Annotated in this window: 22 protein-coding genes; 15 read left to right on the forward strand and 7 right to left on the reverse strand. The window is 44.9% G+C overall.

The window, feature by feature from the left end:
• Nucleotides 1–227: 227 nt before the first annotated feature.
• The gene (locus ACTRWI_RS10890; RefSeq protein WP_499131275.1) at nt 228–1,517 is read left to right on the forward strand and encodes an NAD(P)/FAD-dependent oxidoreductase; all 1,290 of its coding nucleotides are present in this window, start codon (nt 228–230) and stop codon (nt 1,515–1,517) included.
• A 119-nt stretch (nt 1,518–1,636) separates the two neighbouring features.
• On the opposite strand, the gene ACTRWI_RS10895 is transcribed toward ACTRWI_RS10890, so the two are convergent.
• The 4 genes from ACTRWI_RS10895 to ACTRWI_RS10910 all read right to left on the reverse strand — a co-directional run bounded on the left by ACTRWI_RS10895 (nt 1,637) and on the right by ACTRWI_RS10910 (nt 7,200).
• Nucleotides 1,637–2,182, reverse strand: a complete 546-nt coding sequence (locus tag ACTRWI_RS10895; RefSeq protein ID WP_239917611.1) for a GNAT family N-acetyltransferase — start codon at nt 2,180–2,182, stop codon at nt 1,637–1,639.
• A gap of 152 nt (nt 2,183–2,334) precedes the next feature.
• Nucleotides 2,335–3,099: a peptidoglycan binding protein CsiV gene (locus ACTRWI_RS10900; RefSeq protein WP_499131277.1), complete on the reverse strand. Its 765-nt coding sequence runs from the start codon at nt 3,097–3,099 to the stop codon at nt 2,335–2,337.
• Between the two features lie 63 nt (nt 3,100–3,162).
• Nucleotides 3,163–6,624 carry a transcription-repair coupling factor gene (mfd, locus tag ACTRWI_RS10905; RefSeq protein ID WP_499131279.1) on the reverse strand — a complete coding sequence of 1,154 codons (3,462 nt, stop codon included), beginning with the start codon at nt 6,622–6,624 and terminating at the stop codon, nt 3,163–3,165.
• 6 nt (nt 6,625–6,630) lie between these two features.
• Nucleotides 6,631–7,200, reverse strand: coding sequence for a hypothetical protein (locus ACTRWI_RS10910; RefSeq protein WP_499131281.1), 570 nt, complete (start codon nt 7,198–7,200; stop codon nt 6,631–6,633).
• Between the two features lie 227 nt (nt 7,201–7,427).
• Between ACTRWI_RS10910 and lolC the strand changes: the two genes are divergently transcribed.
• Genes lolC through lolE form a run of 3 tightly spaced genes read left to right on the forward strand, consistent with a single transcriptional unit; the run spans nt 7,428 to nt 10,566 of the window.
• Nucleotides 7,428–8,636 carry a lipoprotein-releasing ABC transporter permease subunit LolC gene (lolC, locus tag ACTRWI_RS10915; RefSeq protein ID WP_499131283.1) on the forward strand — a complete coding sequence of 403 codons (1,209 nt, stop codon included), beginning with the start codon at nt 7,428–7,430 and terminating at the stop codon, nt 8,634–8,636.
• On the forward strand, nt 8,629–9,321 hold the full coding sequence (gene lolD, locus ACTRWI_RS10920) for a lipoprotein-releasing ABC transporter ATP-binding protein LolD (protein ID WP_499131285.1): 693 nt from the start codon (nt 8,629–8,631) through the stop codon (nt 9,319–9,321). Before lolC ends, lolD begins: the two co-directional genes overlap by 8 nt.
• Nucleotides 9,322–10,566, forward strand: a complete 1,245-nt coding sequence (gene lolE / locus ACTRWI_RS10925) for a lipoprotein-releasing ABC transporter permease subunit LolE (RefSeq protein WP_499131287.1) — start codon at nt 9,322–9,324, stop codon at nt 10,564–10,566. It begins immediately after the preceding gene.
• A gap of 173 nt (nt 10,567–10,739) precedes the next feature.
• On the opposite strand, the gene ACTRWI_RS10930 is transcribed toward lolE, so the two are convergent.
• Nucleotides 10,740–11,249 (reverse strand): DUF2062 domain-containing protein, encoded by a 510-nt coding sequence (locus ACTRWI_RS10930; RefSeq protein ID WP_499131289.1) that lies wholly within the window; start codon nt 11,247–11,249, stop codon nt 10,740–10,742.
• Nucleotides 11,250–11,359: 110 nt separating this feature from the next.
• Here ACTRWI_RS10930 and ACTRWI_RS10935 point away from each other — a divergent pair, with 110 nt between their 5' ends.
• The 11 genes from ACTRWI_RS10935 (at nt 11,360) to pyrF (ending at nt 22,787) form a co-directional block, all read left to right on the forward strand.
• Nucleotides 11,360–13,570, forward strand: a complete 2,211-nt coding sequence (locus ACTRWI_RS10935) for a DNA internalization-related competence protein ComEC/Rec2 (protein WP_499131326.1) — start codon at nt 11,360–11,362, stop codon at nt 13,568–13,570.
• Nucleotides 13,571–13,601: 31 nt separating this feature from the next.
• Entirely contained in the window at nt 13,602–15,350 is a 1,749-nt protein-coding gene (gene msbA, locus ACTRWI_RS10940) for a lipid A ABC transporter ATP-binding protein/permease MsbA (protein WP_499131291.1), read from the forward strand.
• A 15-nt stretch (nt 15,351–15,365) separates the two neighbouring features.
• Nucleotides 15,366–16,373: a tetraacyldisaccharide 4'-kinase gene (gene lpxK / locus ACTRWI_RS10945; RefSeq protein ID WP_499131293.1), complete on the forward strand. Its 1,008-nt coding sequence runs from the start codon at nt 15,366–15,368 to the stop codon at nt 16,371–16,373.
• Nucleotides 16,354–16,533 carry a Trm112 family protein gene (locus tag ACTRWI_RS10950; protein WP_499131295.1) on the forward strand — a complete coding sequence of 60 codons (180 nt, stop codon included), beginning with the start codon at nt 16,354–16,356 and terminating at the stop codon, nt 16,531–16,533. Before lpxK ends, ACTRWI_RS10950 begins: the two co-directional genes overlap by 20 nt.
• The gene (gene kdsB, locus ACTRWI_RS10955; RefSeq protein ID WP_499131297.1) at nt 16,533–17,279 is read left to right on the forward strand and encodes a 3-deoxy-manno-octulosonate cytidylyltransferase; all 747 of its coding nucleotides are present in this window, start codon (nt 16,533–16,535) and stop codon (nt 17,277–17,279) included. The genes ACTRWI_RS10950 and kdsB overlap by 1 nt, the downstream gene beginning before the upstream one ends.
• 254 nt (nt 17,280–17,533) lie before the next feature.
• Nucleotides 17,534–18,214, forward strand: coding sequence for a (d)CMP kinase (cmk, locus tag ACTRWI_RS10960; RefSeq protein ID WP_499131299.1), 681 nt, complete (start codon nt 17,534–17,536; stop codon nt 18,212–18,214).
• Nucleotides 18,215–18,320: 106 nt separating this feature from the next.
• A complete protein-coding gene (rpsA, locus tag ACTRWI_RS10965; RefSeq protein WP_061031784.1) occupies nt 18,321–19,991 on the forward strand; it encodes a 30S ribosomal protein S1 in 1,671 nt (556 codons plus the stop codon).
• Between the two features lie 100 nt (nt 19,992–20,091).
• Nucleotides 20,092–20,376, forward strand: a complete 285-nt coding sequence (ihfB, locus tag ACTRWI_RS10970) for an integration host factor subunit beta (RefSeq protein ID WP_004741980.1) — start codon at nt 20,092–20,094, stop codon at nt 20,374–20,376.
• Between the two features lie 129 nt (nt 20,377–20,505).
• Nucleotides 20,506–20,778 carry a LapA family protein gene (locus ACTRWI_RS10975; protein WP_499131301.1) on the forward strand — a complete coding sequence of 91 codons (273 nt, stop codon included), beginning with the start codon at nt 20,506–20,508 and terminating at the stop codon, nt 20,776–20,778.
• A gap of 12 nt (nt 20,779–20,790) precedes the next feature.
• Nucleotides 20,791–21,966, forward strand: coding sequence for a lipopolysaccharide assembly protein LapB (gene lapB / locus ACTRWI_RS10980; RefSeq protein ID WP_499131302.1), 1,176 nt, complete (start codon nt 20,791–20,793; stop codon nt 21,964–21,966).
• A 125-nt stretch (nt 21,967–22,091) separates the two neighbouring features.
• Nucleotides 22,092–22,787, forward strand: coding sequence for an orotidine-5'-phosphate decarboxylase (gene pyrF, locus ACTRWI_RS10985; protein WP_499131303.1), 696 nt, complete (start codon nt 22,092–22,094; stop codon nt 22,785–22,787).
• Nucleotides 22,788–22,876: 89 nt separating this feature from the next.
• Here pyrF and miaE read toward each other — a convergent pair whose 3' ends face one another.
• Nucleotides 22,877–23,632, reverse strand: coding sequence for a tRNA isopentenyl-2-thiomethyl-A-37 hydroxylase MiaE (gene miaE, locus ACTRWI_RS10990; RefSeq protein WP_008224293.1), 756 nt, complete (start codon nt 23,630–23,632; stop codon nt 22,877–22,879).
• A 142-nt stretch (nt 23,633–23,774) separates the two neighbouring features.
• The gene (locus ACTRWI_RS10995) at nt 23,775–24,542 is read right to left on the reverse strand and encodes a DNA repair protein (RefSeq protein ID WP_499131305.1); all 768 of its coding nucleotides are present in this window, start codon (nt 24,540–24,542) and stop codon (nt 23,775–23,777) included.
• Nucleotides 24,543–24,777 lie beyond the last annotated feature (235 nt).

Below are 24,777 nucleotides of genomic sequence, written 5' to 3' on the forward strand. Positions count from 1 at the left end.
TGTGTACTGCCTCTAAGGTCGTCACCTTTTTTATCCACGTGAGCAAGTCGACAAGCGGATGTTTGTTGCTTGTAATCCCTCTAATTACTCGGTGAGCTGTCGTTATTCTTTTTCGCGGTTATCCAATATGTCACAGCCTTATGTAAAGGCCGGGTAGATACATAGAATTTATCGGTTGGAGTAATCGAGCCGAACCCTATTTATTCATTTTGTAGAGGATTGTCATTGTGACAAAAATTATCGTAGTAGGCGGCGGTGCTGGTGGTTTAGAACTAGCAACTAAGCTTGGCCGCACTTTAGGTCGTAAGAAACGTGCCCAGATTACACTGGTAGACCGTAAAGCAAGCCACCTATGGAAGCCATTACTTCATGAAGTAGCAACTGGCTCTTTGGATGAAGGTGTTGATGCGTTAAGTTACCGCGCGCACGCAAAAAACCATTACTTCGATTTCCAAATGGGCAGTCTGAACGACATCGATCGTGAGCGTAAAGCGATTGTACTTAGCGAGCTGAGAGATGAGCACGGTGAATTGCTGATGCCAAGCCGTGAGCTTGAATACGATATTCTGGTCATGGCACTAGGTTCAACGTCTAACGATTTCAATACTCCTGGCGTTCGTGATAACTGTATTTTCCTTGATAGCCCAGAGCAAGCTCACCGTTTCCGTACTGAAATGAACAACCAGTTTTTAAAGCTGCATGCTAAGAACGGTCAAGGTACGGTAGACATCGCCATTGTTGGTGCGGGTGCGACTGGTGTAGAGCTTTCGGCTGAGCTTCACAACGCTGTGAAAGAGCTTCGTACATACGGTTTCGGCGACCTGGACTCAAGTAAGTTGAACGTAAACCTAGTTGAAGCTGGTGAGCGTATTCTTCCAGCTCTTCCTCCTCGTATTTCAAGTGCTGCACACTCTGAGCTGACTAAGCTTGGTGTGAACGTTCGTACCAATACTATGGTGACGCAAGCGGACGCTGATGGCCTAACAACGAAAGATGGCGACAAAATCCCAGCTCAAATCATGGTATGGGCAGCAGGTATCAAAGCGCCAGATTTCATGAAAGATATAGGTGGTCTTGAAACCAACCGTATCAACCAACTGGTTGTGAAAAATACGCTGCAGACGACACTTGATGACAACATCTTTGCTATCGGTGACTTGGCACAATGTACACAAAAGGATGGTTCTATTGTTCCACCTCGTGCTCAAGCGGCTCACCAAATGGCAAGCTGCGCATTCAGCAACATCATTGCTAAGCTGAACGGTCGTGACCTGAAAGACTACATCTACAAAGATAAAGGCTCACTAGTATCACTAAGCCGTTTCTCTACTGTAGGTAGCTTGATGGGTAACCTGACTAAAGGTTCGATGATGGTTGAAGGTCGTATTGCTCGTGTGGTTTACATCTCTTTGTACCGCATGCACCAGATGGCGCTTCACGGAATCATTAAGACATCTCTAATGATGTTGGTTGGTCGTATTAACCGTGTTCTACGTCCAAACCTAAAGCTTCACTAATTAGTTAGCTTTTCGAAGAAGAGTTAAGCTTTCAAAACGCTTAACGCTGATAGTAAAAAAGAGCTCTCCGGAGCTCTTTTTTGATCGTGTCAGTTAATTGGTAACCTTGTTGGTTATTGCTAAGCCACTGGTGGCAATACCGAGTAAACGACACCATCTTTTGGCTTGCCGTTGAAGATAAAGCGATTCTTGGCAATGGCTTCTCGTTCTGCCCCACACTTCTCTATGAGCTTTTGGCTCGGTAGGTTTTCGGTATCACAGACAATCTCTAAACGCGTTAACTTGAGCTGAGCAAAGCAAAATTCAAACAGAGCTAGCATCGCCTCCTTTGCTATGCCTTTTCGTTGAAATTGGTCACCAACCCAATACCCTAAACTCGCCATATTAAAGGTGTGGTAAAGCTCATTGATTGCCACCATACCAACCAGCTTGTCGCTTTTTCTTTCGAAAATGCCAAAGCCAAACGCATCGGCTTTCACCCAGTTTAAGCGAGTGGCGAGAATGAACTTTTCAGCTTCAGCGATAGAGAACCGATCATGACACCAGTCGACCCAAGGCAGTAAGCTAGGGGAAGACTTGATCAGTTGAGAAAACTCGTGAGCGTCAGAAGGCTCAATAATTCTTAGGCTGAGGTTTTGTGTATTGATCTGAAAGTCGGGGCTCATAGGGCGTACCAATTAAATTTGTAAGTACCTGCTGAAAGTAGCCTGCACCTAATAAAACGCCCTCACAATGGAGGGCGCTTTGAATGATTAGTAGGAGTATAGCTTGGGTGCTAACAAACCAACTAGCTTCGTCGCTATATCACTTGGGTTGTTTACTCAGCAACGCGACGAACTTGAATTACCATGCCAAGAAGCGGGTGGTCAAGATAGTGAGTCTCAGTACTGCGCATGCGACGTTTTTGCTCCATACGGTAGCTCTTGAGGAACTCTTCTACTTCAACCGTTGGAGAGATTTCCGTTAAGTTACCTACTTGAACATTGCTCTCAGCACCGCTTACTGGAGAGTCGAGTTCGATTAGCTGTTCTTGCAGCTTCACTTCACGAACGCTTGGTGCTTTCAAATCCAGAGTGGTTTCAGCGTATAGGTAGTGCTGAACATAGATTTGTAGCTTGCCGTCAAGTTCGTAAAGTGGCTTGTCGATAGTCTCTTCTTGAAAGCCATCTGCAGATGTCGTGACTGCGCCTTTTTCTGAACCGTCAGCATTGAACTGTTTCGAGAAGTCTTTACCTGCTTGAATGTGGAACACAGGTGCTGAGCTCTTCCCTTGATCGCCTTGACGCCAAGCCGTATGCATCAGTACTTCAAAGCCAGCATGCTGCTTTAGCTTATCTTTCTGAGGCGTCAGTTTGTACTCCGAGTCAGGGAGCATCTTTACCCCTTTACTTGCTCGGTACTGGGTGTCCTGAAATGAACCAACGCGCTCAAGTGCAATCTTTGGTTGGGTATTAGGCCAAGACTCATTCACCCTCTCTGCGTCAACTGCGCGCTTAAAAATGATCACTTCTATATCAAATTGTCTCTGTGCCAAACTTGGCAGTGAGACGAACAATAGTAGCAGTGGGATCAGTCTTTTCATTTTTACTCCGTTTTCCAGCCGCACTACCGGCTGGATAAATTATATGTGTAAGTGGATTAGGCTTTACGCTGAAGGCAGCAAGTTCTGTCTGAATTCGCCTAATAGATCACTAACAAATTGAATTCGTTTCCGTCTGTCGACCAATGGTATCGTAAACTTGAACTTAGTTGGTCCTTCCATTGAAAACTTTTGCGGTTGAGATTGCAACAGTTTAACAAGGTAGTTCGGGTTTATGTCAGCATCCGGGTAGAATTCGATAAATCCGCCTTTGTCATGCGCTTCAATCTTCTTCGCCTTGATAGAGGCCGCCGCCAACTTAAGCTCGGAAACCGATAATAAGTTCTTGGTTGCATCAGGAAGAATACCAAAGCGGTCGATAAGCTCGACTTTCAGCTCCGCAAGTTCATCCGTGTCACTCACGCTCGCAATACGTTTGTATGTTGATAAGCGCGTGTTGATGTCTGGAATATAGTCGTCTGGCAATAGAGCTGGGATGCGCATCTCAATCTCAGTTTGTTCACGTAACAGGTCATCAAGTGACGGCTCTCGACCTTCTTTCAAGGCCTCAACCGCTTGCTCTAGCATCTCCATATACAGCGTGAAGCCGACAGATTGTATTTGACCACTCTGTTCATCACCCAACAGTTCACCGGCACCACGAATCTCTAAATCGTGTGTTGCGAGAGTGAAGCCTGCGCCTAAGTCTTCCAGAGAGGCAATCGCGTCTAATCGTTTAATTGCATCTTTGGTCATCGCTTTCGGATGCGGTGTTAGCAGGTACGCATAAGCTTGGTGGTGAGAACGACCTACGCGACCACGCAATTGGTGAAGCTGTGCTAAACCAAGGTTGTCGGCTCGGTCCATCAAGATGGTATTGGCTGTCGGAACATCGATACCGGTCTCAATGATGGTTGTACATACCAGCAGGTTAAAGCGCTGGTGATAGAAGTCATTCATGATGCGTTCTAGTTCGCGCTCTCGCATTTGACCGTGAGCGACCGTTACACGAGCTTCTGGAATCAGCTTTTGTAATGACTCTGCGGTTTTCTCAATTGTATCGACTTGATTGTGGAGGAAGTAAACCTGACCACCACGCATGATTTCACGAAGTACTGCTTCTTTCACTATTGCATCATCACTTTGACGAACAAAAGTTTTGATAGCTAAGCGTCGTGCCGGCGGAGTAGCAATGATCGATAGGTCACGCATTCCACTCATCGCCATGTTAAGCGTTCTTGGGATTGGAGTCGCAGTCAGCGTTAGAATGTCGACATCGGCACGCATCGCTTTTACTTTCTCTTTTTGACGGACACCAAAGCGGTGTTCTTCATCGACGATCAGTAAGCCAAGGTCTTTGAACTGGATATCACTAGAGAGCAGTTTGTGAGTACCGACTAGGATATCAACCTTGCCGTCTTCGACATCTTGCATGATCGCTTTTTGCTCTTTAGCTGATTTGAATCGAGAAAGCACTTCAACACGGATCGGTAAATTCGCGAAACGGTCTCGGAAGTTTTCGAAGTGTTGTTGAGCAAGTAGGGTAGTTGGAACCAGAACCGCTACTTGTTTACTGTTATCGGTACAAACAAAAGCGGCGCGCATCGCTACTTCGGTTTTACCAAAACCAACATCACCACACACCAAGCGGTCCATGGCTTTTGCTTGGCACATGTCAGACATAACAGCATTGATTGCCATCGCTTGGTCATCGGTTTCTTCAAACGGGAAGCCAGCTTTGAAGGTTGCGTATTGCCCGCGATCCAAAACAAATTTGTAGCCAGGTTTGAGTTCGCGCTTGGCGTAGACATCCAGCAGCTCTGCGGCAACGTCACGCACTTTTTCAGCGGCACGCTTACGGGCTTTTTGCCAAGCCTCACCACCTAGCTTGTGCAGTGGTGCAGATTCTTCAGCGCCCCCAGAGTAACGTCCAATAAGGTTCAAAGAAGCAACTGGCACGTATAACTTGGCATCGTTTTGGTACTCAAGCGTAACGTATTCGGTTTTCATGCCGCCGGCTTCGAGGGTCTGTAGGCCTATGTAACGACCAATACCGTGGTCAATGTGCACAACAGGTTGACCTGGTTTTAGTTCCGCAAGATGGCGGATAACCGTGTCGCTATTAACGCTTTTCTTATCTTTTTTACGGCGTTGAACAACGCGGTCGCCAAGCAAGTCACTTTCACAGATAAGTGCGATGTTTTTCTCTTTGTGAACAAAACCGTGTTCAGCTGAACCTAGGATCAGGCTGAACTTATCGTCGGCCTTAACGGCTGCATCGAGGTTTTCTACTTCGTTTGGTCGTACTTTTATGCCGCGCAGTAGTTCGCTTAGTGCCTCACGGCGACCCTCTGATTCAACCGAAAAAACAACCTTGCCATCGAAGGCTTCAGTGAATTTTCTTAGGTTAGCCAAAGGCTCTTTGTTTTGGTGTTGAACGCTAAGATCAGGCAGTGACGTAACCGGAAGGTTGATGCGTCCAGCTTTCTCTTCAATAGACTCTAAGCTCAGGTTGACCTGTGGCTTTTGCTTGAAATGTGCGAACAGTTCGTCTTTTTTCAGCCAAAGTTGTTCTGGCGCTAATAGAGGACGTAATGGGTCGACCCCACGTTGGTCGTATCGATGTGCGACATCAGCAAGGAAAGAATCAACAGCGGTTTCGACATCACCTAAAACCAAAATCTGTGCTTCGTCAGCAACATAGTCAAACAGTGTTTCTGTGTGATCGAAGAATAAAGGCTGCCAGTACTCAATACCAGCAGGCCAAGTCCCCTTTGATACCTGCATGTAAACCGACTCTGGTTCACGTCGTGCATCGAATTGTTGACGCCAACGAATACGGAAATCTTCTATCGCAGTTTCCGAAGTTGGGAACTCGTGCGCGGGTAAGAGTCGAATTTCAGAGATGTCTTCGATAGAACGTTGGCTCTCTGGCTCGAAGGTTCGAATGGTGTCGATCTCGTCATCAAAGAAGTCGATACGAAAAGGAACTTTACTGCCCATCGGGAACAGATCAAGAATAGAGCCACGGCTTGCGTACTCGCCCGGGCCAAATACTTGGTCAACGTAACGATAGCCAGATTTTTCAAGCTGCAGGCGCAGTTTCTCTAGTGAGTAAAGATCACCAGTTTTCACCATTAGAGTGTGCTGTAACAAGAAGTCACGTGGTGATTGGCGCTGGAGTAGCGTGCTGATAGGCACGATCGTGATGCCGTCTTTTAATGTCGGCAAGGCATAAAGGCGTGCGATACGATCTGATATGATCTCTTGGTGTGGCGAGAAACTGTCGTAAGGCAAAGTTTCCCAGTCTGGGAATAGTGCAACTTCGCTCGCCGTAAACTGTTCAATTTCAGATTGCAGCTTGAGTGCGATTTGTGGATCTGGCACAGCAAGTACAGTATGACTGTTGTGTTGCTCTGCGAGTTTAGCGATAGCAAGAGCGAGAGACGAACCCACAAGGTTACCAATGTGCTTTTTGTCACCGGCTCCTTTGAGGGAGGGGAGGGTAAAAATAGATTGTTTGGTCATGTTAATTTACTTGTTATCTCGGTCTAGAGAGCGTTGACGCAAAAGTTTCTGTTGTTGATGAAGTGCCGCTTTGATCAGCAGGTCTTGGTCAGTATCACGAAGATGAGCGTATTTGAAGTTGATTTCGAAACCTGAATCTTTAGGTTGGCTTGCAAACACTTCCGCGTAGCAGTAAATCGCAGCAGCAGGGTGTTCCAAGAACAGCTTAGCTTTTACTAAGCGACCTGGTTCGATGTCTGTCTTAGAAAAACAGGAAAATTGGCTCGCACCGAAGGAGTAGGTGTGAGTTCTAAACTTCTCATCATCTTGCTGCGATAACATAAAGCTCAACAGCAGGTTTAATTTGGAGTTCTGTGCATCCAATAAACTGGTGACATTCTTCAAGTCGCTGTTTTTCAGTTCTGCGCGAGCATTGTCGGCTAATAGGTCCAACTGGCTAAATTCACTCGCCACAACAAAAGGGGCAGGGATCTCGGATTCGAACTGAATTTGAGAGGGTAAAGTGAAGTTACTTTCCATCGGTTCTAAATTAGCGGTAAGACTGTGGTGAACAGTGAAAAACTCTTGTTCTGACATGCGTTAGTTCCTTGAAGTGACCCATTGATTATCGCTATGTGGCGGCAGTAATCAAGGTCAGTTAATTGAAACTATCAAATAGTTGTTTGAAATTTGGTGTTTTGACAGGGTTCTGTTTTTCAGGCTTAACTAATTGAGTTAATTCACTCTATATTTTCAATTACCCCCTACACAGCAACAGCAATACCCGTTACATTAACCCGCATCCCTTTTTGATGGTTCAAAGTATGTTTCATCCTATTTCAATGTTTGTTGGCCTACGTTATTTGAAAGGCCGTTCAGGTGATCGCTTTAGCCGTTTTGTTTCTTATATGTCGACAGCGGGTATCACTATTGGTGTGCTGTCTTTGATTACTGTTTTGTCGGTAATGAATGGATTCGAAGCGCAATTAAAAGACCGAATTCTCGGCGTTCTCCCTCAGGCAGTGGTTTATGAGCAAGGCGGTAAGACGCTATTCTCTGAACAGGCTCCTGGTTTTGCTAAGCGAATTTCGCTTAATGGTCATGTTGAACCGATTATTCGCAGTGAGGCGGTGATTCAGAGCCCTATGCAATTGTCAGCGGGCCTTTTGATTGGCATCCAACCCAATTCTGATGACCCACTTCAAGACCACTTAATCGCGGGTAGACTGTCTTCACTTAAAGCAGGTCAATACCAGCTGTTCCTTGGCCATACTCTGGCAAGAAACTTAAAGGTATCGATGGGCGACAAGGTTCGTCTAATGGTGACCAGCGCAAGCCAGTACACACCTCTTGGCCGTATTCCTAGCCAACGTAATTTCACGGTAGCCGGTATCTTTAATACGGGCTCGGATATTGATGCTCAACTTATGGTGACGGATATCCAAGATGCTGGGCGTTTGATGCGTTATAAGTCAGACAGCATTTCAGGTTGGCGCCTGTTTTTTGAAGACCCATTTGAAGTCGCGGAACTATCGAGCCAACCCTTACCAGATGGATGGTTGTGGAGTGATTGGCGTGACCAACGCGGTGAACTGTTCCAAGCGGTCCGTATGGAGAAAAACATGATGGGCCTAATGCTTGGGCTGATCATTGGTGTTGCTGCATTCAATATTATCTCTGCGCTGATTATGGTGGTGATGGAGAAACAATCTGAGGTTGCGATACTTAAAACCCAAGGCATGAGCGATGGTCAAGTGATGGGCATCTTTATGGTTCAGGGTGCGAGTAGCGGCGTGATTGGCGCACTATCGGGTGGCGTACTAGGCGTTGTTCTAGCAATGAACCTTAACCCGATTTTAGAAGCGATGGGGGGTGCTCTATTTTCTTTTGGTGGTCAGTTACCTATTTGGATTAACCCAATTCAAATCGCCGTTGTGGTGGTACTCGCTATTGCACTTAGCTTGATTGCTACTATTTTCCCTTCTTACCGTGCATCTTCTGTGAAACCTGCTGAGGCCCTTCGTTATGAGTAATTTTCTTCAATGTAATAATATCAGTAAAACGTACCGTGAAGGCTCGTTGGATACCGAAGTCCTCAAAGGTGTTAGCTTTGAAATTGAAAAAGGGGAACTGGTCTCGATTATTGGCACCTCTGGGTCGGGTAAAAGTACGCTACTGCATATCTTAGGGGCGCTTGATGATGCTTCTGCGGGCAGTGTGAGCTTTCTTGGTCAAGACTTAGCTAAACTGAACTCGAACAAGCAGGCTAAGCTTCGCAACCAACACCTTGGTTTTGTGTATCAGTTCCATCACTTGCTATCCGACTTTTCTGCGCTAGAAAACGTTGCTATGCCACTGCTAATAGGCGGTGAAAAGCCTGCGAAAGCAAAACAAGAAGCACAGTTGCTACTTGATAAAGTAGGGCTAAGTCATCGAGTTGGTCACCGACCCTCAGAGCTTTCTGGTGGCGAAAGGCAGCGTGTAGCGATTGCCCGTGCATTAGTCAACAAGCCAGATCTTGTACTAGCGGATGAGCCGACGGGTAACCTTGACCACAATACTGCGCTTTCTATTTATGACTTAATGCGAGAGTTAAACCGAGAGTACGATACTGCCTTCTTAGTCGTGACCCATGATGGCGAACTCGCTTCCAAAATGGATCGTCAACTGCACATGCAAGATGGTTTACTGGTTAACGTAGAAAAAGAGGAGAATTAAGTGTTTTCTTCTTTATCTCTAGTGATAGGCGGCCGCTTCAGCCGTGCTAAACAGCGAGACAAGATGGTGTCTTTCATCTCCTTGTCTTCGACAATTGGTATTGCGGTTGGTGTGGCGGTGATCATTATCGGTCTATCAGCCATGAATGGTTTTGAGCGTGAGCTAGAATCGCGTGTGCTGTCTGTGATTCCACATGGTGAGTTTGAAGGGGTCAATGAACCTGTAACTCGCTGGGAGCATGTGGTAGAGCAGTCCGAAAAAAATGACAAAGTCGTTGCAGCTGCACCTTATGTGAAAATCACAGCGCTGGCTGAAAAGGGAAAAGAACTTAAAGCGATTGAAGTACGTGGTGTTGATCCACAGCTTGAGCAACAGGTATCGAGCCTATCAAGCTTCATTGATAAGCAAGTGTGGAGCGATTTCAAAGCAGGACAGCAGCAGATCATCTTAGGCTCTGGTGTAGCGAATGTGCTTGGTGCGCAAGTGGGGGACTACTTGACCTTGATGATCCCAACAGTCAACGGATCGGTTAAGGTTCAGGCGCCCAAGCGTGTTCGAGTAAAAGTCGCCGGCTTACTGACGCTGAATGGACAAATTGACCATAGCTTAGCGCTTATTCCGATTGGTGATGCTCAAGTGTACGCGAACTTAGGTGAGGCAGTGACGGGGGTCTCTTTGAAAGTGACCGATGTACTGAACGCGAACGAGATTGTCCGCGAGGTAGGTAATCAGCTTGATGTGTATGTTTACCTGCGAAGTTGGCAACAGAAGTTCGGTTTCTTATATCGAGATATTCAATTGGTTCGCACCATTATGTATTTAGTCATGGTGCTGGTGATTGGTGTTGCGTGTTTCAACATTGTCTCGACACTGATGATGGCGGTAAAAGACAGAGCTTCGGAGATCGCAATCTTAAGAACCATGGGGGCTTCTGATGGTTTAGTTAAGCGTATCTTTGTTTGGCAGGGCGTGTTCTCAGGCGTATTAGGTGGCTTAGTCGGCAGTGCGATAGGTGTTTTGGTTGCACTCAATCTAACCACTCTTATTAAAGGGCTTGAGAAGCTGATCGACCACCAATTCCTGTCAGGTGATATCTACTTTGTCGACTTCTTGCCATCACAACTCAATATGATGGATGTCGTTGTAGTATCAGGTACTGCAATTGCTTTAAGTTTGCTGGCGACATGGTACCCAGCATCTCGAGCATCGAAGTTAAACCCCGCCTCTGTGTTGAGCTCCAAATAACAAATCTCCTGTTTCGACAGATACAAAAAAGGATCCCTTGTGGGATCCTTTTTTATTGAATTCAAACTGTATTATCTAAGACTTTCATTACATGCCTATCACCTAATGGCTTATAACTCGTCTGATTTTGATCACTATCCATTAAAAGTGGAGAGTGCGTCAGTATAGATTCACTATCTTGCTTGTCGTTTCTTCCAGCTTCTCACCACTGAGTAGCGCCATAAGCCACGAATGCCGAAATAACCAATCATTGCTGAAATCACACCACAAATCATGCAGCCCAATAAGAACGGAGGCCCGATGGTGCTCATTTGCGCCAAGATAAAGTCCCAAGACAGCTCGAAGTGAAAAGCTTGCTGCGGAACATGCATAACGAATGCACCTACTTTATAAGCAAAGTAGAACAAGACCGGCATGGTTACGGGGTTACTGATCCAAACGAGAGCGACAGCCAGCGGTAAGTTAACACCACATACAACGGCTAGGCCTGCAGACATAATCATTTGGCTTGGAAGAGGGACAAACGCCATGAATAACCCAACAGCGAACGCACCAGCCGCGGAGCGACGATTAAGGCACCATAAGTTGGGGTTGTACAAAACATTGCCAAAAACTTTTAATGCTTTCTGACGCTTGATGAGCTCATGGTCAGGCATAAATCGTTTGATAAACTTTCTTGGCATAGGAGGAAGCTACTCTCTTGTTTAACACTTGGTTCTTGATTTCATTTGCTGCGACAGTTGTGTCAGCCAGCTTCTGGCCTGTGATGCCATATTGGGTCTTGGCACCATTGATGCTGTTATTAGTAATTGCATCAATAAAGTATAGCGTTTTCCGACGTACAAGAGGTCTAGCTACTGCGTTAATACTCGTTGTATGCCTAGGTAATGTGATTGAAATCCAAACAAGTCGCTTATTTCAATCAGGGCAGAATACTACCATAAATGTCTCAGTAGTTAGTCTTTTTAGTGAAAATAGCCATGGTTTTGAAAGCGTAGTAGTAGTTAGATCAATTGACGGTGAAAAATTAATCTTTCCTCAATTGATAAAATTGCGATTGTTTACGCCTTTCAAGCTCACTTTGGGTGATGACGTTCATTTGTCGGTAAGTATCAAGCCTGTTTTTGGGAAGCTTAATGAAGCGGGCTTTGACTTGGAAAAGCACCTGTTTGGCACTGGGGTTACGGCAAATGCGAATTACCGAACGAATACTCAATATAGAATCCACTCTAGTAATCATCTACGTGCTCGGTGGTTCGAGCGCAGTCTTGAGCATCTTAGCCAGCTAAAAAATAACGACCTAATAGTCGCTTTGAGTTTTGGCTATCGAGATCTTATTCCTTCTTTGCGTTGGGATTTACTAAAGAGCAGTGGCTTGATTCATTTGATGGCGATTTCAGGGCTTCACATTGGTATTGCCTTTGGAATTGGTTATCAGGTGGGGAAGCTAGTGCGTTTGCTGTCTCCTCGGTTGTTGTGGCTTCCGACACTGTTCGGTTTAGGCTTCGCTTATTTCTACAGTTGGTTTGCTGGGTTTACTCCGCCGACCCTGAGAGCGCTAGTGATGTGTGTCGTGGCGAGTTACTTTCTGTGGCGTGGACAAAGTATCGGTGTGGTTCGCTATGTTCTAGTTAGCTTGTGTATCGTCCTCGTTATTTGGCCTTTTTCTGCGTTATCCAGTAGTTTCTGGCTATCTTTTGGTACATTGGGTGCGGTTCTCTACATTGCCTTCAATAATGCTCCCTCTTCTTTAAATTCTAGCTTTATTGAACGAGTGCTACAGCTCATCAAAATACAGGTCCTGCTGACCTTGTTAATTGCGCCCTTTTCGATGTTCTTTTTCAAAGGCGTTAGCTTGATCTCGGTCGTCTACAATTTGCTGCTATTGCCTTGGGTATCAATGGTGACGATACCTTTGCTGTTTATGTCGATGTTTCTGGGTTTGATAGCTGAATCTTTGATTGGAGGCAGCGAATCAATGGTTCATTTCTCTACTCAGTTATGGAAACTGGTTGATTTATCGCTTGAACCCTTGGTGTTTAGCTTGCCTTTCTCTGAACAGTTTTGGATTGAGGTGGATGATCACGTAACCGTGTTGCTCGTTTTTCTTATCTTACTCTTCGGTTTTATTGCTCGATATCTCAAACATGGGGCTGCCGCTGTCATCATTTCTGTATTCCTGTTGTGGTGGGAATTTTGCAAAGTGAAACAGGACCAGTTAACTATTGATGTCTTGGACGTAGGGCATGGCTTGTCTCTCACCCTTGAAAAGAATAATCACGTGGTGGTGTACGATTTAGGTAACGCGTGGCCGGGAGGGTCGATAGTCGAGTCACTATTGATTCCGACTTTATCGCAAAGAGGAATTGATGAGATTCAAGGAGTGATCATTAGTCATTTCGATTCTGATCACGCTGGTGGTTACCCAGCGCTGCTTGAGAATTTTCAGCCTGAATGGATAAAAGCAAGCCAAAGTTTGAATCATCAAATGAGCTCAGTTGTTCAAGCATGTACGTTAGGTGAGGTGTGGGAATGGCAGAGCGTGCAGTTCGAGGTGTTGTGGCCTCCAAAACTAGTGAATAGGGCGTATAACCCACACTCTTGTGTCATAAGGATTATTGAACCAGATTCGGGCTTTTCGATGTTGCTCACGGGTGATATTGAACTCGTGAGTGAGTGGTTACTTGCTCGGGAAGGCGAACAGCTTCAAAGTGATGTCATGTTAGTGCCTCATCATGGCAGTGACACTTCATCTATTACACCTTTCATAGAAGCCGTTTCACCAACGTTAGCGATTGCTTCGTTGGCAAAAGGTAATCAATGGGGGATGCCAAGTGAATCTGTCATTCAACGTTACCTACAAAGTGGAAGTGCCTGGCTTGATACTGGTGAAAGTGGACAAATAACCATCACTATTCACCAAGAAGGTTGGTATTATCATACGATTAGAGAGGAACAAGGGCGGCAGTGGTATAGGCAGATGCTCCGTAAGGGAGTAGAATAGATAGATTATTGTGAGAAAATTAAGCGATTTTATGTCAACACAAACAGATGAAACTACCTGGGTCACATTTAAACGACTTTGGACCTATATTCGACTATACAAGGCTGGCCTTGGTGTTGCGGTTATTGCGCTTATTATTAACGCCGTCTCTGATACCTACATGATTTCTTTGCTAAAGCCATTACTTGATGAAGGCTTTGGTAGTGCAGAATCAGATTTCCTACGCACACTTCCTCTTATTATCTTTGCCATGATGTTCATTCGTGGCGTCAGTGGCTTCGTATCTACCTATTGCTTGAGCTGGGTTTCTGGCAATGTGGTGATGGAAATCCGCCGTAAAATATTCAGTCACTTTATGCACATGCCAGTCTCTTTCTTTGATAAAGAGCAGACGGGTGCGCTGTTATCTCGAATTACCTACGATTCAGAGCAAGTTTCTGCAGCAACCAGTAAAGCACTGGTGAGTATTGTTCGTGAAGGCGCAAGCATCATTGGCTTGTTAACTTTGATGTTCTGGAACAGCTGGCAGTTGTCTTTGGTTCTATTCGCGGTTGCTCCACTGGTCGCTTGGGCGATTAGCATAGTATCGAAGCGATTCAGAAAGATTTCTAAGAACATGCAAACCAGCATGGGTCACGTTGCTTCTTCAGCAGAGCAAATGCTGAAAGGGCACAAAGTTGTGCTTACTTACGGCGGTCAGGATTTAGAAAAACATCGCTTTGACAAAGTAAGTAACCAGATGCGCCAACAGAGCATGAAGTTGATCACTGCTCAAGCTGCAGCAAACCCGATCATTCAGATGATCGCATCGGTTGCTATTATGGTTGTTCTTTTCCTTGCTAGTGTCGATTCAATTAAAGCTGAGTTAACTCCGGGTACGTTTACGGTCGTGTTCTCCGCAATGTTTGGTCTGATGCGCCCTCTAAAATCACTGACCAACGTTACTTCTGAATTCCAACGTGGTATGGCTGCAAGTACGACACTGTTTGGCTTGATGGACTTAGACACGGAACAGAACACGGGTACATTGAAACCTGAAACTGTCGGTGGTGATGTTGCAGTAAAAGATGTGACCTTTACTTACGAAGGCGCCGAGAAACCTGCACTGGATAATGTGAGCTTCAATATACCGAAAGGCAAGACGGTTGCGCTTGTTGGGCGATCGGGCTCAGGTAAGAGTACCATTGCGAACCTATTTACTCGTTTCTATGACGTAGACTCTGGTTCTATTGAACTGGATGGCCATGATATTCGTGATTACGAACTGAAAAACCTGCGTGAGCACTTTGCTCTGGTTTCACAAAATGTACACCTATTCAATGACACCGTCGCAAACAATATCGCTTATGCTGCTGAAGATAAGTACACCCGTGAACAGATCGAACATGCTGCTAAGCTTGCTCATGCGAGTGAATTCATTGAGGGCATGGAAAATGGTATTGATACAGTAGTGGGTGAAAACGGTGCGAGTTTGTCTGGTGGTCAAAGACAACGCATTGCGATCGCACGAGCACTATTGAGAGACGCGCCAGTTCTGATTCTTGATGAGGCGACGTCTGCGCTGGATACTGAGTCAGAAAGAGCGATTCAATCTGCATTAGAAGAACTGCAAAAAGACAAAACTGTGTTGGTTATTGCTCACCGACTATCGACGATCGAACAAGCTGATGAAATCTTAGTGGTTGATGATGGTCAGATTGTAGAAAGAGGCCCTCACGCAGAGCTAATCGCTCATGACGGTGCCTATGCTCAACTGCATCGAATTCAGTTCAGCGGATAAGATTAGGTCTTTGTTGTGATCGAAAAGATTTGGTTTAGCAATCATCCGTTAAAATACATTCTTTGGCCGCTATTGTGGCCATTGAGTCTGCTGTTCAAAATTATCAGTGGGCAGCGTCGCGATGCTTATCTATCTGGAAAAAAAGAAACCTATCGACCATCTTTACCTGTAATTGTTGTTGGTAACATTACCGCTGGTGGCAACGGTAAAACGCCGGTTGTGATTTGGCTGGTTGAGATGCTTCAAGCCAACGGTTTTAACCCCGGTGTGGTTTCTCGAGGCTACGGTGCAAAAGCGCCGAGTTACCCTCTCGTTTTGGACGAGAACACGCCTGCTGAACACTCGGGTGATGAACCACGTCTAATTAGAAAGCGAACGGGTGCGCCGGTAGCGGTTGACCCAGTAAGAGCGAATGCGGTAAAGGCTTTATTGAATCAAGGCGTGAATGTCATTATTACTGATGATGGTTTGCAGCATTATGCGCTTGAGCGTGATATTGAGTTTTCAGTTATCGACGGTGTAAGGCGTTTTGGTAACGAGAGTCTGATTCCATTAGGCCCGTTGCGAGAGCCACTATCACGTTTGGCTGACGTAGATTTCTTGATTAACAATGGCGGAAATGCACAAGGGCGAGAGTTCTCAATGTCTTTGGCACCGAGTGAAGCCGTTAATCTAAAGACTGGTCAGAAAAAGCCAGTTTCAGAATTACTAAAGCTGGTGGCTTTTGCTGGGATAGGACACCCGCCACGTTTTTTCAAAACATTAGACGATCTTGATGGTGATGTGGTTTACACACAAGGCTTCGCCGATCATCAGGATTTTGATAAAGATGAACTTCATGCCTTAGCAAAGAAAGGTATGAATATGATCATGACAGAAAAAGACGCTGTAAAATGCGAAGAATATGCTCAAGACAACTGGTGGTATCTTCCAGTTTCTGCACAGTTCGATGAAGAAGCGCAACAGCAAATTTTAAAAAGAATAAAAGAGGTTATGGAATACTATGGATCACCGTCTGCTTGAGATCGTTGCTTGCCCTGTATGCAAAGGTAAACTAACTTTTGACAAGGATAAGCAAGAGCTTATATGTAAAATCGATCGCCTAGCTTACCCAATTAAAGAGGGTATTCCTGTTCTTCTTGAACCTGAAGCTCGTACTCTTTCAATGGACGAGGGCAAGTAATGTCTTACACGGTAGTTATACCAGCAAGATACCAATCTAGCCGTTTGCCAGGCAAGCCTCTGGCTGACATTTGCGGCAAGCCGATGATTCAATGGGTATACGAGCAGTCAATGAAAGCGGGAGCTGATAACGTTATTATCGCTACCGATGATGCTCGCGTTGAAAAGGTTGCGAAAGCATTTGGTGCGACTGTGTGTATGACGTCACCGAATCACGAGTCTGGTACTGAACGCCTAGCTGAAGTGATTGAAGTGATGAACATCCCTGACGACCACATTATTGTGAACGTACAAGGAGATGAGCCACTTATTCCACCTGCAATTATTAATCAGGTGGCGAATAACCTAGCAAACAGCACTGCGCCGATGGCTACACTTGGTGTAGAAATCTCTCACGTTGATGAGGTGTTTAACCCTAATGCTGTAAAAGTAGTAACGGATAAAAACGGTTATGCGCTGTACTTTAGCCGTGCGACGATTCCTTGGGATCGTGACGCTTACGCTAATAACGGTACTGCTGCAGAATCTCCGTTACTTCGTCACATTGGTATTTACGCTTACCGAGCGGGTTTCATCAATACCTACATCAACTGGGAACCAAGTACCCTAGAGCGTATCGAGTGCCTAGAGCAACTTCGTGTACTTTGGTACGGTGAGAAGATTCACGTAGATGTTGCCGTTGAAGCGCCCGCTGCGGGGGTTGATACTCCAGAAGACTTGGAAGCGGTACGCGCCATCATCGGTTAGATTTGCTGAGGCAAGAAATACACTTAGCCTCGCTCGTGCGGGGCTTTTTTATGCCAATTTACTGCCAGTAGAAAGCCTTATTAGCATCAGGTGATTGATATTAGGCCAGTTGCATTATCGAATGCATCATCATCTTGGAATTATCTGAGATTTACCTCGCTCGACTTCTAATTTTTATCTATAATATGCCGCCTATAAAGTAGTGGCGATTCGCTAGTACAGAATAAAACTTACGACTAAACGTGGAGTAAAAGATGCCTTCTCAAAGCCCAGTGATTACGGTTGATGGACCAAGTGGTGCAGGTAAAGGTACCCTGTGCATGTTACTAGCAGATAAGCTAGGCTTTCATCTTCTAGATTCAGGTGCGATCTATCGCGTACTGGCTTTAGCCGCAATTCATCACGGTGTAGATACTGAATCGGAAGACGCTTTAGTTCCCCTTGCAACTCACTTAGACGTTCAGTTTATTGCTGAAGGCGACCTAGTTAAGGTTATCCTAGAAGGTGAAGATGTGTCGGGTGAGCTTCGTAAAGAAGAGACTGGCATGGCGGCTTCAAAAGTTGCTGCATTACCTCGCGTACGTGAAGCACTGCTTCGTCGTCAGCGTGCATTCAGCTCAGCGCCAGGTTTGGTAGCTGATGGTCGCGATATGGGAACCGTTGTCTTCCCTGAAGCAGAAGCAAAAATATTTTTAGATGCAAGTGCAGAAGAGCGTGCGACTCGCCGCCTTAAACAGTTGCAACAGAAGGGGTTAGATGTTAAATTTGACGACCTTTTGAGCGAGATCCAAGAGCGAGACGACCGAGATCGGAATCGCCCAGTGGCGCCACTTCGCCCTGCAGAGGATGCTCTAGTGCTTGATTCCACCTCAATGAATATTGAGCAGGTAGTAGAAAAAGCACTACACTATATTGAATCGAAACTAGCTGGGTAATACTGCTCGGCTGGCAAGAACGTTGGTCGCAAGGATGATGACCGGCGAATTTATCAACCCCATGCGGTAGGATACCCATGGACGTTTAATTATTGAAGATTAAATAATGACTGAATCTTTTGCTCAACTCTTTGAAGAGTTTCTAAACGAAACAGAATTCCAACAAGGCAGCATCGTTAAAGGTACTGTAGTAGCTATCGAGAACGGTTTCGTTCTTGTTGACGCTGGTCTTAAGTCTGAATCTGCTATCCCTGCTGAACAGTTCAAGAACGCTGCTGGCGAACTTGAAGTTGAAGTTGGCGCTGAAGTAGACGTAGCTCTAGACGCTGTTGAAGATGGTTTCGGTGAGACTCAACTTTCTCGTGAGAAAGCTAAGCGTCACGAAGCTTGGATCGTTCTTGAGAAAGCTTGCGAAGAAGCTGAAACTGTTGTTGGTATCATCAACGGTAAAGTTAAAGGCGGTTTCACTGTTGAACTAAACGGTATCCGTGCTTTCCTTCCAGGTTCTCTAGTAGACGTACGTCCTATCCGTGACACTGCTCACCTAGAAAACAAAGAGCTAGAGTTCAAAGTAATCAAGCTAGACCAGAAGCGTAACAACGTTGTTGTTTCTCGTCGTGCTGTTATCGAATCTGAAAACAGTGTTGAGCGTGACGAACTTCTTGAGACTCTACAAGAAGGTACTGAAGTTAAAGGTATCGTTAAGAACCTTACTGACTACGGTGCATTCGTTGACCTTGGCGGTGTTGACGGTCTTCTACATATCACAGATATGGCTTGGAAGCGCGTTAAGCACCCATCAGAGATCGTTAACGTTGGTGACGAGATCCTAGTTAAAGTTCTTAAGTTCGACCGTGAGCGCACTCGTGTTTCACTAGGTCTTAAGCAACTAGGCGAAGATCCATGGGTAGCAATCGCTAAGCGTTACCCAGAAGGTCACAAGCTTTCTGGTCGTGTTACTAACCTAACTGACTACGGCTGCTTCGTTGAAATCGAAGAAGGCGTTGAAGGTCTAGTACACGTTTCTGAAATGGATTGGACTAACAAGAACATCCACCCTTCTAAAGTTGTTAATGTTGGCGACGAAGTTGAGGTTATGGTTCTTGATATCGACGAAGAACGTCGTCGTATCTCTCTAGGTCTGAAACAGTGTAAAGCTAACCCATGGCAGTCATTTGCAGAAATGCAAGCTAAGGGCGACAAAGTTACTGGTAAGATCAAGTCTATCACTGACTTTGGTATCTTCATCGGTCTAGAAGGCGGTATTGACGGTCTAGTACACCTATCTGACATTTCTTGGAATGTTGCTGGCGAAGACGCTGTACGTGAGTACAAGAAAGGCGACGAAATCTCAGCAGTTGTTCTAGCAGTAGATGCAGAGCGTGAGCGTATTTCTCTTGGCGTTAAGCAAATGGAAAACGACCCGTTCAACGCATACGTTGCTGACAACAAGAAAGGTGTTCTTGTAAACGGTACTGTTACTGCAGTTGACGCGAAAGGCGCTACTATCGAGCTAATCGAAGGCGTTGAAGGTTACATCCGCGCTTCTGAAGTATCTCGCGATCGTATCGAAGATGCATCTCTAATCCTAAGCGTTGGTGACAGCGTTGAAGCTAAGTTCACAGGTGTAGACCGTAAGAACCGCGTAATCAACCTATCTATCAAAGCTAAAGATGAAGCTGATGAGCAAGAAGCAATGGCTTCACTGAACAAGTCTGAAGAAGGCGCGTTCGGTAACGCAATGGCAGACGCATTCAAAGCTGCTAAAGGCGAATAATTTAACTTTTCGCTAAGAAAGGAGCCGTAAGGCTCCTTTTTTTTTGCTTATTTTTCCGATAGGTCTATAATTTCTAAAAAGAAAACCAACGAGGGTAACTATGACTAAGTCTGAATTGATTGAAAGACTGTGCGCTGAGCAAACGCACCTTTCTGCAAAAGAAATTGAAGACGCTGTAAAAGATATTTTAGAGCATATGGCTTCAACACTAGAAAGTGGTGATCGAATCGAAATTCGCGGTTTTGGCAGTTTTTCTCTGCATTATCGTGAGCCTCGTGTTGGACGTAACCCAAAGACCGGTGACAAGGTAGAGTTAGAAGGTAAATACGTTCCTCACTTCAAACCAGGCAAAGAGCTACGTGAACGAGTAAACACAGGAATGTAGCCTACTTATCGGAATTATGAAAAGCGGCATACTATAATGTATGCCGCTTTTTTATGACCATAATATGGTGGTCTGATTAGTAATTTTCCTGCATAATCGTACAGCTAACCAACCAATGAGTGATGAACTATGAAAATTATAAAAATAGTCGCCGTTATCGCACTTTTCCTAATTGCACTGGCTTTAGGCTCTCAAAACCAAACTATCGTGAATTTTAATTACCTGCTAGCACAAGGTGATTTCCACCTTTCCAGCCTATTAGGTATTGTTTTCAGTTCAGGCTTTGCTCTTGCTTGGTTAGTCTTTGGTAACATGCACATGCAATCTCAGCTGAAAATTCATCGCTTGAAGAAGCAACTCAATAAGCAATCAAAGCAGGTCGCTGCTGATACTAAAGCTTAAAGGCTATATTTGATGTTAGAGTTACTGTTCTTACTTTTGCCGATTGCAGCCGCTTATGGTTGGTATATGGGTAATCGTAATGCTCAGCAAGAAAAACAAAAGCAATCACACCAGATTTCCCGTCAATACGTGACGGGTTTGAACCTATTACTGTCAGACCAATCTGACAAAGCGGTTGATCACTTCATAGAGCTGCTTCAAGTAGACAATGAAACCATCGATACTCACTTGGCCTTGGGCAACCTGTTCCGTTCAAGAGGCGAAGTCGACCGTGCTATTCGCATTCACCAAAACCTCATCTCCCGTTCAGGGCTTACTCTCGACCAGAAAAACCTCGCACTGCAACAATTAGCTAAAGATTATATGGTCTCTGGCTTTCTTGATCGTGCTGAAAAAATCTTTGAACAACTGGTTGATGAACCTGACCACAAAGAGGGGGCTCTGCAGCAGTTAGTTGCGATTTATCAGCAAACTCGAGAGTGGAACAAAGCAATACATTACGGAAATATTCTAGTAAAGCTGGGTAAGAAGAAAATGAAGATGCGTGCTACGGTTGCGCATTTTTGGTGTGAACTTGCAATGCAAGAACAAGCCGATGGTAATCGCTCTAAAGCACTAGCGCATTTTAAGAAAGCGTTATCTGAAGACCCTAAGTGTGTACGTGCTAGCATCGCTTTGGGTAAATTCCACTTAGCGAATGAAGATTATCAAAAGACGATTGATTGTCTTGAGGCTGTTCTTGAGCAAGATATTGATTTTACCAGTGAGGTGTTACCAACCCTTTCTGAGTGCTACCACAAACTTGGGCATGAAGCTCAGTTGGTTGAATTCCTTAAAGCTTGTATCCAGAAGAAAGCTGGCGTGTCGGCTGAATTGATGCTGGCGCAGTTAGTGGCTCATCATGAAGATATTGGTTCTGCTCAAGAGTTACTGACTAAGCAACTCGTGAAAAACCCAACCATGAAAGGTTTCTATAGATTGATCGATTACCACCTAGCAGAAGCTGAAGAAGGTCGAGCAAAAGAAAGCTTAACCACGCTTCAATCTATGGTTGGTGAACAGCTTAAGGTTAAGCCTCATTACCGTTGTCGTCAGTGTGGGTTCTCAACACACTCAATGTATTGGCACTGCCCTTCATGTAAAGGGTGGGGGACGATCAAGCCTATTCGTGGGCTAGATGGTGAATAGATTTGTGGTCATTTAAGACCAAATTATTAATTGCAGCTTTCGGGCTGCATTTTTATGACTGTTATATACCACCTACATAGGTGGGAAAATATTTTTTAAGAAAGTTAACTGCGTTAGGAGATGAAATGAACGACCAAAAAATCATTGTAGCTTTGGATTATGACAACCAAGCGGATGCGTTAGCCTTTGTTGACCGTATTGATCCAGCATCTTGCCGCCTAAAAGTGGGTAAAGAGATGTTTACCCTATTTGGTCCTGAATTTGTTCGTGAATTACATAAACGTGGTTTCTCAGTATTCTTGGATCTTAAATTCCACGATATCCCAAACACATGTTCAAAAGCAGTACGTGCAGCCGCTGAGTTGGGTGTTTGGATGGTGAACGTACACGCAAGTGGGGGGGAACGCATGATGACGGCTTCACGCGAAATTTTGGAACCTTATGGTAAAGATCGCCCATTACTGATTGGTGTAACAGTACTGACGAGCATGGAGCAATCGGACTTAGCTGGTATCGGTTTAGATCTTGAGCCACAACAGCAAGTAATGCGTTTGGCTTCTTTAACTAAAAACTCAGGTCTTGACGGTGTGGTGTGTTCAGCACAAGAGGCTTCTTTATTGAAAGGTGCTCTTGGCCAGGAGTTCAAGCTGGTGACTCCTGGCATTCGCCCTGTAGGTGCCGATGTTGGTGACCAGAAACGCATCATGACGCCTTATAAAGCGATTGAATCAGGTTCTGACTACCTAGTTATTGGTCGTCCAATTACTCAGGCTGTAGACCCTGCAGCTGTGCTTGCTGAAATCAACGGCACACTAGCTTAACTTTCTCTTATAGCTAACGTGGAACAAATAAAAAGGCCAGCAATTAGCTGGCCTTCTTTGTTTGGATTGGAGCGTACTTTCTTAGCGGATTATACTGGTGCGCCACTATGGAATTTAAAGTCGCTGTCGTCTGAGGTGATCAGATCTGCTTCCACTTGAGCAAAATGAGCAATGCGCTCTGAGATATCTTTGCCCGCGATTTGCTCTGCTAACTCCAGGTAATCTTGGTAGTGACGAGCCTCTGAACGAAGTAGAGATACGTAAAATTTCTCCATGTCTTCTTCTAAGAAAGGTGCTAATTTGGCAAAACGCTCACAAGAGCGTGCTTCAATAAAGGCACCAATAATCAGTTTATCGACTAGGGCATCTGGTTCGTATGTCTTTACTTGTTTGATTAGCCCTTTAGCGTAACGACCCGCTTCAATCGGCTGGTAAGTCACGCCTTTCTTCTCCATTAATTCCATCACTTGATAGAAGTGGTGCAGTTCTTCTTTGATAAGTAGAACCATCTTATCGATAAGGTCAGCGCCGTAATTACAGCCTTCTTTCGCTGTGATTTGCTTCGATACGTTGCTTTTACCACGAAGTGACTCTAAATCACCAATGCGACGGTAGGCAAATTGCTCGTATGGCAAGATCCATTCATTCAGTTGTTTAGCACTTTCTTTATCAACCGCGTATTTACGGATAAGGAATAAAGCGCTTTGCGCTGCTTTAAGTTCACACAGCATGTGATCGCGCAAAATGATGTGAAGGTTTTCTGGCTTTTTGGCTTCATCGATCCATGAATCTGGCGTTTCAGCTTTAAGAAAAGAGTGGATTGGAGCGAGTAATTCTTGATACATGGTCGGAGCAGGTTTGTTGATAATGTGGGAGTTTATCACAGCTAATAGGATCTCCCTATATTGAGAAAGGAAATTCGTCAGCGATAAAAAAGGCCACCTTAGATATCTAATGGTGGCCTTCTTAATCGTTTGGATTATGCAGTTACCACTTCTTCTTCTGACCGAATAGCGCGTCCATATCGTCTTCGCGCTCTTTAGATTCCATCTGCTGTAAATCGTGTGCGTTTTTGTCTTGGCGTTTTTGGTCAAGGTCATTCAGCATCTGCTGAAGCTTTTCTTTTGCTCTCATTGAGTATGCGTCATTCTTGGTTGCTAATGCATCAATACCTTTTCGAAGCAATTGAATAGCAGTACCTGGTTGACCGCGTGAAATTGAATCGTTAGCACGTTTAATCACGTTCTCAATGTTGATGCGAATCTGAATAGTCTCTAAACGTGCGTTTTCTACCACGTAGGCTTGGGTTTCAAAACGGCCTTTGTTGTGCTCGTTACGAACCGTATCGCGCAGGCGCTTAACCAGTTTGAGCATCATGATTGCTTGTTTATCGCTGCTTGGAACTCTAAAGACCGTGCTTTCGCCACCTTGGTAATTCTCTTTAAGCTGAATGATTTGCTGTTTTACGCTTTCAATACGCTGGGCAAGTTGCTTATTTTTTGGGTCGAGCTGATACATGTTCTCTAATGCATCGAGAATTCGATTATTTAAGCACACAAGAAGATCTTGGCTAAACGGCATGTGGTGCGCGTTGCCAATAAGCTCTTCGGTTCCATCAATAATGGTCAAATAACGAGAAGCTTCCTGTTTCTTCGCTGTTTCTACCTTAACTTTGTACTGAAGCATGATGTTGTAACCTAATACCAACACCAAAAGAATCGCGACTAAGGCAATAATTAAACCAGGGTTATTCATATATTTATGTCTGCTTATGTTTTCTTGAGCTAACTAGAGAGGATACACGATTCCATGATGTATCGGCACTCGTAAAATGCAATTTCTGATTATCTTTTGTTGAGCGTAATCAGCAATCAAAACTATCAATTAATTTATGGGAATGAGGGCTAGCTTGCAAAGCCATCGTGGCATTTCTATTTGTTAATTGAGAAAAACTCAATTTTTCTGTCTTTTTAGTTCTTGAAGCGTTATA

This window comes from Pseudoalteromonas sp. G5_S1_14_S5, from assembly GCF_054968605.1.

Coding starts and splice junctions, on each gene's coding strand:
- ACTRWI_RS10895 (WP_239917611.1), bottom strand. CDS start 2,182: ATGAGCCCCGACTTTCAGATCAATACACAAAACCTCAGCCTAAGAATT.
- ACTRWI_RS10900 (WP_499131277.1), bottom strand. CDS start 3,099: ATGAAAAGACTGATCCCACTGCTACTATTGTTCGTCTCACTGCCAAGT.
- mfd (WP_499131279.1), bottom strand. CDS start 6,624: ATGACCAAACAATCTATTTTTACCCTCCCCTCCCTCAAAGGAGCCGGT.
- ACTRWI_RS10910 (WP_499131281.1), bottom strand. CDS start 7,200: ATGTCAGAACAAGAGTTTTTCACTGTTCACCACAGTCTTACCGCTAAT.
- lolC (WP_499131283.1), top strand. CDS start 7,428: ATGTTTCATCCTATTTCAATGTTTGTTGGCCTACGTTATTTGAAAGGC.
- lolD (WP_499131285.1), top strand. CDS start 8,629: ATGAGTAATTTTCTTCAATGTAATAATATCAGTAAAACGTACCGTGAA.
- ACTRWI_RS10930 (WP_499131289.1), bottom strand. CDS start 11,249: ATGCCAAGAAAGTTTATCAAACGATTTATGCCTGACCATGAGCTCATC.
- ACTRWI_RS10935 (WP_499131326.1), top strand. CDS start 11,360: ATGCTGTTATTAGTAATTGCATCAATAAAGTATAGCGTTTTCCGACGT.
- msbA (WP_499131291.1), top strand. CDS start 13,602: ATGTCAACACAAACAGATGAAACTACCTGGGTCACATTTAAACGACTT.
- ACTRWI_RS10950 (WP_499131295.1), top strand. CDS start 16,354: ATGGATCACCGTCTGCTTGAGATCGTTGCTTGCCCTGTATGCAAAGGT.
- kdsB (WP_499131297.1), top strand. CDS start 16,533: ATGTCTTACACGGTAGTTATACCAGCAAGATACCAATCTAGCCGTTTG.
- cmk (WP_499131299.1), top strand. CDS start 17,534: ATGCCTTCTCAAAGCCCAGTGATTACGGTTGATGGACCAAGTGGTGCA.
- rpsA (WP_061031784.1), top strand. CDS start 18,321: ATGACTGAATCTTTTGCTCAACTCTTTGAAGAGTTTCTAAACGAAACA.
- ihfB (WP_004741980.1), top strand. CDS start 20,092: ATGACTAAGTCTGAATTGATTGAAAGACTGTGCGCTGAGCAAACGCAC.
- ACTRWI_RS10975 (WP_499131301.1), top strand. CDS start 20,506: ATGAAAATTATAAAAATAGTCGCCGTTATCGCACTTTTCCTAATTGCA.
- lapB (WP_499131302.1), top strand. CDS start 20,791: ATGTTAGAGTTACTGTTCTTACTTTTGCCGATTGCAGCCGCTTATGGT.
- pyrF (WP_499131303.1), top strand. CDS start 22,092: ATGAACGACCAAAAAATCATTGTAGCTTTGGATTATGACAACCAAGCG.
- miaE (WP_008224293.1), bottom strand. CDS start 23,632: ATGTATCAAGAATTACTCGCTCCAATCCACTCTTTTCTTAAAGCTGAA.
- ACTRWI_RS10995 (WP_499131305.1), bottom strand. CDS start 24,542: ATGAATAACCCTGGTTTAATTATTGCCTTAGTCGCGATTCTTTTGGTG.